Raw genomic sequence first — 8,727 nt, forward strand, 5'->3', positions numbered from 1 at the left:
ATGTTTTGCAATATCAACACCTTATAGATTCCTGCTTGCGCAGGAATGACGATAATAGGTGGTTGCTCGACTTTTGCAAGTGGCTCTTATATTAAAAATTTTAATAATTGTTCAGGCAAAATAATATTTTTTAACTCAACTTTGCACAAGTTCAACCGGTACTAATTCATCAGGCAGGGTTATTTGTAAATTCGCCTCATAGGCTAACTTTGCTAAAGCAGTAGCGCCAAGGTTAACCACGCCGACTCCGCGGGTAAGCTTGGGGTCTTGCCAAATTTCCCACTCATATTTAACGATAGTCTTAAGACCATTACTAACTCGCCAGGCATCGCCAGCTAATAAACCACGAAATGTTGTAACATACCCGCCCCGCAAACCAGTTGAATAATCATGTTGCAGCAATAAATTATCTAGCTCCGGCAAACGACCAGCGATTAAGAGCCCCACAGCCCAAACCCGAAATACATTAAATACTTGATCAAATAACAACGTGGGGTCGACAATACTGTTAAAAAGCTCAAAAGCAAGCTCTTTATTACCTAATGCAACCGCAGCATACAAAGCTTCTGCACTAGCAGTGGCGCGACCTCCTATTAATTCACTATTTTTATCAATACGATATTTCCCCGCCCTTAATTCTTGATGCAATTTAAGCATATTTGCCACAGCAGTTAACATTTCATCACGCCATTGCTTTGTATGCTTATCTAAAAACCAACGACAATTTGCACGCGCGCAGTGTGCTTCAAACATGCGAATATATAAATGAGGCTTGGGTAATTGTTCTTGCAGGTGATCTAAATCAGCCATAACCACGCGCAAATGCTCTTTTTCATTTTGCAAACCCTTTTCAGCCTCAGCTAATTGTTCGCGAACTTTTTCACAGGCATTTTTTTGGTTGTTGATTTCAATATTACAGTCTTCAATCTGCACTAAAACCTTGGCTCTTTCACGACGAACGCGCAAATACACCTCACCCTTGCCCAAATTTTTCATTTCATTCATAAAATCTTCAGCACGAGCAGTTAACGCAGCAAGTTCTTGATGTAGATTGGCAATTTGATTGTTATTTTCTGATAAAGCTTGTGAACGATCCTCAATACGTCGCTGATAATGACTAAGCCCTTGTTTGGCTTCATCCATACGAGTCAATAAAAGCGTTAATTCATTATCGATTTTTTGGGCTAATTGGCCGGCTTGTTTTAATTCGTTATCTAAAGTTGGCACTAATGGTTCAAGATCAGCCAATAAACCTGTAACATATGCCTCTGATAGCTCCATCATAACCATCCTAATGGTATATTCATCATGCTTGCACAGTGAAGCAAAGCTTGATTAAGTCGTATTTGCGTATATGCAGTGTTCCATAAAAACTTAATTTATGTGTAATTTAACATTCAAAGTAGTGAGATCTTGATAACACAGTGTTATTAAAGATGGCACTGTGGAGGTTTTAAGGTGATGTATAAAAAATATATTTTTTTTACTAGCTGCTTTGCTTTGCTGATCGTTTTTGGGTTGTCTACAAGCTGTGGCAATCCCTGTGAAGACCTTGGCAATAAAATCTGCGCTTGTGAAAGCAACCAAACTAATGTTGATGGTTGCAAACTGCGCTTTAGCAACGATACCCGCAAAGTTAGCAAAGCTGAACAGCAACGTTGCTCTGACTTTATAGATACATGCACTTGCGCTGCCTTGGCATGCGGCGATTTGGCTGCTTGTGGTCTTGCAAAAGATACCGAAATCAATATTGGGACCGAGGCTTGCCAATAACTTTGTGCATATTTCATGAAGGAGCCAGTGTGAAACAAGAGCGTGCACGGGCAAAGGCAGAACGCCAGACTAAACGAACCGGACGCAAATATCGCCCGCATATAAAACGTTTTGAGCGTTTTAATTGGCACCGCGCCATGTTTGTTCTTCCTAATCTATTCACGCTATCAAGCATATTTTGCGGTTTATATGCTATGACTCTGGCTTCTGGCGAGGCTAGACCGCAGCAACTATCACAAGCAGCATTAGCCATTTTCTTTGGTATTTTTTTTGATATGGCAGATGGCCGAGTTGCCCGACTTACAAAAACCCAAAGTGATTTTGGCATTCAACTCGACTCTATAGCTGATGTTATTACTTTCGGCGCTGCACCTGCAGTATTAATTTATAAATGGGGGTTAGTTAATCTTGGATTTATCGGTGTATTGGCTGCCTTTATTTATATAGCTTGCGGTGCATTACGCTTAGCTCGATTCAACGTTTTAGCATCTCGCTCTACTGGTTCAAAAAAGTTTTTTATTGGGTTGCCCATACCATTAGCCGCTGGGGTAATCGTTTCATTAGTTTTATTTCACCAAACCGTATTTGCTACTAATGTTGTACGCACCAGTAATATACTCGTACTGCTTTTAGTGCTTTCGTATTTGATGGTATCAAATATTCGTTACCGCTCATTTAAAGACTTACGCCTATCACCAAAGATTTTATTACTTACATTTTTTCTGGTAATTGCTTTCAGTGTTATCGCTGCTAGCATTCAACCAACCTTTGCTTTGCTTTCATTCTTTAGTGCTTATGTCTTATTAGGGTTATTAGAAGAAATAATTCAATTTATTCGCAGTTACCATACTAATCATGTAGTTAATAACGGCAACATAACCAACTCTCACACATCAAATGATTCATCAACAAATAAATCTGACCAAGGAATGTGATAGTGAATCACGCCCAGTTACTAGCGTCACTAAAACATTTAAATAAAATTCCAACAGCACCGTTTTACGAGTTTGATATTACTAATGCGCTACACGCGATTATTCGTAAGCATGGGTTAGATTATTCTACCGATGCATATGGTAACACTTTAATTCATATATATAATGGTAAACCCAAACATACAGTTGCTTTTGTTGCACATCTTGATCATCCAGCATTTCAAGTTGTCGCTGTTAACAAAAAACATGTGATATGCACACCAACAGGCCAAATTCCTATTGTTGGTCTTGCTGGAACAAAAGTACTTTTTCCTAAATGCAAAAATGGTCCGCTCTCAGGTCATATACATTCAATAAAGACTACTCATGGTACGCCACGCCGACTAAAACAAGCCGTAATACAAATTGCCGCTCAAAACCATCTTCCCGCTATTAATGATTTTGCTATTTTCGATCTTTTATCATTTAAACAGCGGGGTCCTCGTTTGCATCTTCGCGTTGCAGATGATTTGGCTGGTGTATGTGCAATATTAGCTGCACTTGTTCGTCTTGCTCGCAATAAAAGTAAATGTGATGCCTGGGGTATATTTACCCGTGCCGAAGAAGTTGGGTTTCATGGAGCAATTGCCTTAGCCAAAAGCAATTTTTTAAAGCGCGACACTACAATCATCTCAGTAGAATGTAGTAATGCTTATGGCGATATTACTCTTGGAAAGGGCCCGGTTGTACGTTTAGGCGATCGTAGCGGACCTTTTAACCCCCGTGCGGTTGCCTTAGTTGCTGGTGCTGCTCGTCATCTTGATCCAAAAAAATTTTTATTTCAGTCCGCTCTTATGTCTACCGGCTCATGTGAAGCAACTGCATTTAATGCTTTTGGGTACCCTAGCGCTGGTATTGCATTGCCTTTGAAAAATTATCACAACCTTGGTAGCAAACGACCAGTGCCAGAACAAATTGATGCGCGCGATCTTTTTTTGGCTGTCGATCTTATTTTTGCTACCGCCGAACGTGCTGGTGATGGTGTTGATGATCTTTCTTTGCTGCGTCAGCAACTTGTAAAACATTCGAAATTTGGTAGACGCAAACTACTTTCAACTCATCATCGTTAAACAAAATCAAGAGAAAAAAATATATTACCCATAAACGAAAAACGGCAGCCATGAGGCTGCCGTTTTCTGCAATTTCAATTTACTGCAAAATTACTTCTTTTTGGCCACTTTCTTAGCAACTTTCTTAGTTGCTTTCTTGGCAACTTTCTTTGTTGCTTTCTTTGCTACTTTCTTTGCAACTTTTTTTACAACTTTTTTTGCTACTTTCTTTGCTACTTTCTTTGCTGTCTTCTTTGCTGCAGGCATTGCCAACCTCCAAAAGGGTTAATAGGTATAACCGAATGCAATCTTAGGAATGCTGATTTCACAAGTCAACGGTATAAATGAAAGTTTAGTAAAACAAATGTTAAAAAAATTTTCGCTCCAAAGTGACATGAAACCACGTGGTGATCAAAAACAAGCCATCAAAGAACTAACTTTAGCCTTCAAACAAGGTGAAAAACACCAAACGCTTCTTGGTGTGACAGGTAGTGGCAAGACATTTACTGCTGCAAACGTTATTGCACAGCTTGGTTTACCAACATTGGTAATTGCGCATAATAAAACACTCGCCGCGCAACTTTATAGCGAGTTTAAAGAACTCTTTCCTGAAAATGCCGTGGAGTATTTCGTTTCATTCTACGATTACTACCAACCTGAGGCCTACGTTCCTTCAAGTGACACCTACATTGCTAAAGATTCAAGCATCAATGACGCTATTGATCGTATGCGACACGCAGCGACACGATCTCTTTTTGAACGTCAAGATGTTATAATCGTTGCTAGTGTCTCTTGTATATATGGCTTAGGTTCTGCTGAGGCCTACCATGATATGTTGCTTTTTGTGCACCGTGGCGAATCGATTCCACGCGATCAAGTGCTGCGCAAACTCACCGAAATTAAATACGAACGTAATGATATTGATTTTCATCGCGGTGTATTTCGTGTTCGCGGTGATGTTGTCGAAATATTCCCAGCACATGAATTAGAACGTGCGGTACGTATTGAATGGTTTGGTGATGAAATCGAATCAATAGCTTATATTGATCCATTACGCGGCAAACGACTGCTTAGCCTTGATAAGATCGCCATTTATCCTGCGACTCACTATGTTGTTACCCCAGAAGCGCGTTCACGAGCGTTAGCCAGCATTCACAATGAACTTGATGAGCAGTTAAAGCTACTACGTTCTGAAGAAAAACTAGTTGAAGCTCAACGATTAGAAGAACGTACCCGTTTTGATTTAGAAATGATCGAAACCATAGGTTACTGTAATGGTATTGAAAATTATTCACGCCATCTAACTGGTCGAGCCCCTGGCCAGCCTCCACCAACCCTGGTCGATTATTTTCGCAGCGAATTTTTATTAGTAATTGATGAAAGCCATCAAACCATACCTCAATTAGGCGCTATGTATCGTGGTGATCGCTCACGCAAAGAAACTTTAGTGCGTTTTGGCTTTCGCCTACCCTCTGCTTTAGATAATCGACCACTAAAATTTGAAGAATTTGAAAATCTTGTTGATAAAGCCATCTATATTAGTGCTACTCCAGGTGATTACGAGCTTGAAAAATCTCGTGGAGTAATTGTTGAACAAATTATTCGACCAACCGGACTTGTTGATCCGCAAGTAGTCATTAAAGCTGCCTCAAGCCAAGTTGATGATCTGCTTGAAGAAATAAGAGTAGTGGTTAATCGTAATATGCGTGTTTTAGTAACTACGCTTACCAAACGCATGGCTGAAGATCTCACAGAATTTCTCACCGACGCTGGTATACAAGTACGTTATCTGCATTCAGATATCGATACCTTAGAACGTGTTGAAATTCTTCGTGACCTTCGTATAGGTCATTTTGATGTTTTAGTCGGCATTAATTTGCTTCGTGAAGGTCTAGATCTGCCTGAAGTAGCTTTAGTCGCCATTCTCGATGCTGATAAAGAAGGATTTTTGCGTTCCGAACGCTCGCTTATTCAAACTATTGGTCGTGCTGCTCGAAATGTTGAAGGTCGAGTTATTCTTTATGCAGACAAAACTACTGCTGCCATTAATACAGCTATTGAAGAAACCAATAGACGACGAAGTAAACAAATCGCCTACAACGAAATACACGGAATTATTCCTCAAACCGTCACCAAGGCTATTCGTGAATTGCATATTCCCGAAGCACCAAATACACCTGCTGCGATAGAAAACCATGAACTTGAAGCTAGTTACTCTGATCTACTACACGATTTACCAAAAGTGATTGATAAACTTAAACAGCAAATGCAGCAAGCAGCGGTAGCCTTAGAATTTGAACGCGCCGCCGCATTGCGTGATCGCATCAAAGATTTAGAAGAACAACATCTACGTTTCGGATAAAAAGTTATAAATTATCTCTGAAGTTTTTTGCGAGTTGATAACATAGCGTCTATCATTATTGACGTGGCATCTATGTTGTTTACTTTTTTTTTATTGGTTAGTCCTCTGGCACTAAATCCAGGCACGAGTACCACTAAAATTGAACTAACAAGTGTCATTTCTGCTTTAGCTAGTAGCAATCCTATCCATGCAGTTGAACTTGGTGCTGCCTTACTACAAGCTCCTGAAGAAATAGTGCCTCAAGCACATTTACGTTTCTTAACTGCACGTACTAAGTTCGATGCAAGCGAATTTGATACTGCATTGGGTCTATTAGACGGTCTTGAAAATGATTTACCTGAAATCGCTGATGTTATTTATTCTTTAAGGGCTCACATTTTACAAAAAATGGGGTTACCGTTAAAAGCAATAGTATGGTGGCGTAAAGTTTTAAATCAAAACTTCAAGTCTCGTCTTACAAAAAACGCTCAATATAATATTGCTCATGTTCTATTTAATAATAAACAATATGATGAAGCCGAAATAGCTTATAGTGACGCCTTAAAAACAGCGCCACACTCAGCTTACGAACCTCTTGCACGATTTAACCTAGCGCAAATAGCTGAAAGTAGCGAAAAATGGTCAGTAGCAGCAAAAAATTACGGCTATATAGCAAATTATCATTCACAATTGCCAATTGCTTCACTCGCCCAAATAAAACTTCAGGCACTGATTAAGCAAGGCCTTGTCGACCCACCAAATATTAAGCAGCAATTTAAAAATGTCGATATGCTACTGCGCTCACGACAATTAGATAAAGCTCAATCTGCAATTGCTCATCTTCGACCATTGATTGCCAGTTATGACAACGAAGCTTTCGATAATATCGTTTTTTATTCAGCCATACTCGACTTCCGCCATAATAATTTTAACGATGCTTTGGCCAAATTAACTTCATTAGTAAAAAATGCTGATCAAAATAATTGTCGTCAGTATCAATATTGGTTAGCACGCACTTATTCAGAGCTTGGACGTTACCAAGATGCGGTCAATCTATACTTACAAATAGCTAAAACAGAAACGACTCAACGTAAAAAACGCGATGCGTTGTTTATAGCTGGATGGCTAGCATATAATGGTGGTGATCATCGCCAGGCTATTGAACTTTTTAAAAAATTTAACAAAAAATATCCTCACGATAAAAAAACAGATGCTGCTTTATGGTACTTAGCTTGGAATGCATTTCGTACCGGTGACTTGCGCTTAGCAAGAAATAAGCTACGCCAACTTTGCAATGATTTTCCTCGTAGCATTCTGGTTCAGCAGGGACGCTATTGGCTTGGTAGATTCGCCACATTGGCTGGTGATATCAAAGCATCTATTAACTCCTACAACGAAGCTATTAAATTATCTCCTTTAAGCTATTATGGCGTACTCGCAATAAAAAAACGTAATGAATTAGAAACACTTGTAGCAACGCTGGCAAATACTGCTTCTAATAATGCAAATGTAATAACCAAAGATTTAATTGACTATCGTTCATTAAATTATTGGGATAAGCCAATTAGTAATCTACAACCACTTACCACCAATGTCGTCCTTGATTCCGATTCAATATTAAACCAAGACGAAATTCTTGATTGGAGTTCAGAGGCAGGTAAACGGCTTTCAATACTTATGCGCTTAGGAGTAAATGATATCGCAAGCGATACTGTATTATCTGTACCAACTGAAACATCAGCAAATAATTCTGCAATAGCGCTTGCGCGAGCAAAAATTTTTCATCAACTTGGTGATTATAATGCTGCATATCGCATCATCGAAATTTACTTTGGTGAGGCGATGAGGAATAACCCTAATGAATATAAAACCTCATATTTTCATTTTGCTTATCCTTTTGCACATGAAACCATAGTTGCAGCAAGCGCCTTAGAACAAAATATCTCTCCCTTTATAATTTTATCCGTGATGCGCCAAGAAAGTGGTTATAATTCTCGCGCTCGCTCTGTAGCTAATGCAAATGGTCTGATGCAAATAATACCTCCGACCGCAGAAAAAATAGCTTCAGCTCTTAATATGGAAAATTATCATGATGATTTGCTGCTAGATCCAACGATTAATGTTCGTTTTGGTGCTTGGTATTTAGCTGAATTATTAAAGAAGTTTTCGCAAAATGCTGTTTTGGCCATTAGCAGCTATAACGCCGGACCTATCGCAGTAGAACAATGGGTAAATAATAATCATCTTCGCCTTATTGATGAATTTGTCGAAGAGATCCCATTTTTACAAACCCGTAATTACGTCAAGCGCGTTATCAGCAATCTGGCAGTATATTCATGGCTATATCAAGGTGAAACAATAACTCTAAGTCAACGAGTGCCAAAATCTTATCTTGCTAATGTTCGTTTCTAACATAAAAAATAAAATTAATCATTGGAGCCACTTGCAAAACTCGATAATATTAACAATTATACTAACAATAACGCCATTCCCGCGAAAGCGAGAATCCAGGAATGTTATGTAAAAACAATATGTTATGGACCCCCGCGTTCGCGAGGGTGACGATGAAAAGGTTATTATGGTATTTTTG

Annotated in this window: 7 protein-coding genes; 5 read left to right on the plus strand and 2 right to left on the minus strand. The window is 39.1% G+C overall.

What is annotated here, in order from left to right:
- Positions 1 to 135 precede the first annotated feature (135 nt).
- On the minus strand, positions 136 to 1,284 hold the full coding sequence (locus tag JW841_15300) for a hypothetical protein (GenBank protein ID MBN1962300.1): 1,149 nt from the start codon (positions 1,282 to 1,284) through the stop codon (positions 136 to 138).
- Between the two features lie 174 nt (positions 1,285 to 1,458).
- Between JW841_15300 and JW841_15305 the strand changes: the two genes are divergently transcribed.
- From JW841_15305 to JW841_15315, 3 genes are read left to right on the plus strand one after another with little or no spacing between them, the layout of a single operon-like run.
- A complete protein-coding gene (locus JW841_15305; GenBank protein MBN1962301.1) occupies positions 1,459 to 1,773 on the plus strand; it encodes a hypothetical protein in 315 nt (104 codons plus the stop codon).
- Positions 1,774 to 1,802: 29 nt separating this feature from the next.
- Positions 1,803 to 2,708 carry a CDP-diacylglycerol--serine O-phosphatidyltransferase gene (pssA, locus tag JW841_15310; protein MBN1962302.1) on the plus strand — a complete coding sequence of 302 codons (906 nt, stop codon included), beginning with the start codon at positions 1,803 to 1,805 and terminating at the stop codon, positions 2,706 to 2,708.
- A gap of 2 nt (positions 2,709 to 2,710) precedes the next feature.
- Positions 2,711 to 3,817 (plus strand): hypothetical protein, encoded by a 1,107-nt coding sequence (locus JW841_15315; protein ID MBN1962303.1) that lies wholly within the window; start codon positions 2,711 to 2,713, stop codon positions 3,815 to 3,817.
- Positions 3,818 to 3,907: 90 nt separating this feature from the next.
- Here the strand turns inward: JW841_15315 and JW841_15320 are convergent, their stop codons facing one another.
- Complete coding sequence (locus tag JW841_15320; protein MBN1962304.1) at positions 3,908 to 4,063, minus strand: hypothetical protein; 156 nt, start codon at positions 4,061 to 4,063, stop codon at positions 3,908 to 3,910.
- Positions 4,064 to 4,160: 97 nt separating this feature from the next.
- On the opposite strand from JW841_15320, the gene uvrB reads away from it, so the two are divergent.
- Positions 4,161 to 6,158, plus strand: a complete 1,998-nt coding sequence (gene uvrB, locus JW841_15325) for an excinuclease ABC subunit UvrB (GenBank protein ID MBN1962305.1) — start codon at positions 4,161 to 4,163, stop codon at positions 6,156 to 6,158.
- Between the two features lie 72 nt (positions 6,159 to 6,230).
- The gene (locus JW841_15330; protein MBN1962306.1) at positions 6,231 to 8,549 is read left to right on the plus strand and encodes a transglycosylase SLT domain-containing protein; all 2,319 of its coding nucleotides are present in this window, start codon (positions 6,231 to 6,233) and stop codon (positions 8,547 to 8,549) included.
- Positions 8,550 to 8,727: the final 178 nt, after the last annotated feature.

The sequence above is a fragment of the Deltaproteobacteria bacterium genome (assembly GCA_016931625.1).
In the GTDB taxonomy this organism is placed as follows: Bacteria; Myxococcota; XYA12-FULL-58-9; order XYA12-FULL-58-9; family JAFGEK01; genus JAFGEK01.

Coding starts and splice junctions, on each gene's coding strand:
- JW841_15300 (MBN1962300.1), bottom strand. CDS start 1,284: ATGATGGAGCTATCAGAGGCATATGTTACAGGTTTATTGGCTGATCTT.
- JW841_15320 (MBN1962304.1), bottom strand. CDS start 4,063: ATGCCTGCAGCAAAGAAGACAGCAAAGAAAGTAGCAAAGAAAGTAGCA.
- uvrB (MBN1962305.1), top strand. CDS start 4,161: ATGTTAAAAAAATTTTCGCTCCAAAGTGACATGAAACCACGTGGTGAT.
- JW841_15330 (MBN1962306.1), top strand. CDS start 6,231: ATGTTGTTTACTTTTTTTTTATTGGTTAGTCCTCTGGCACTAAATCCA.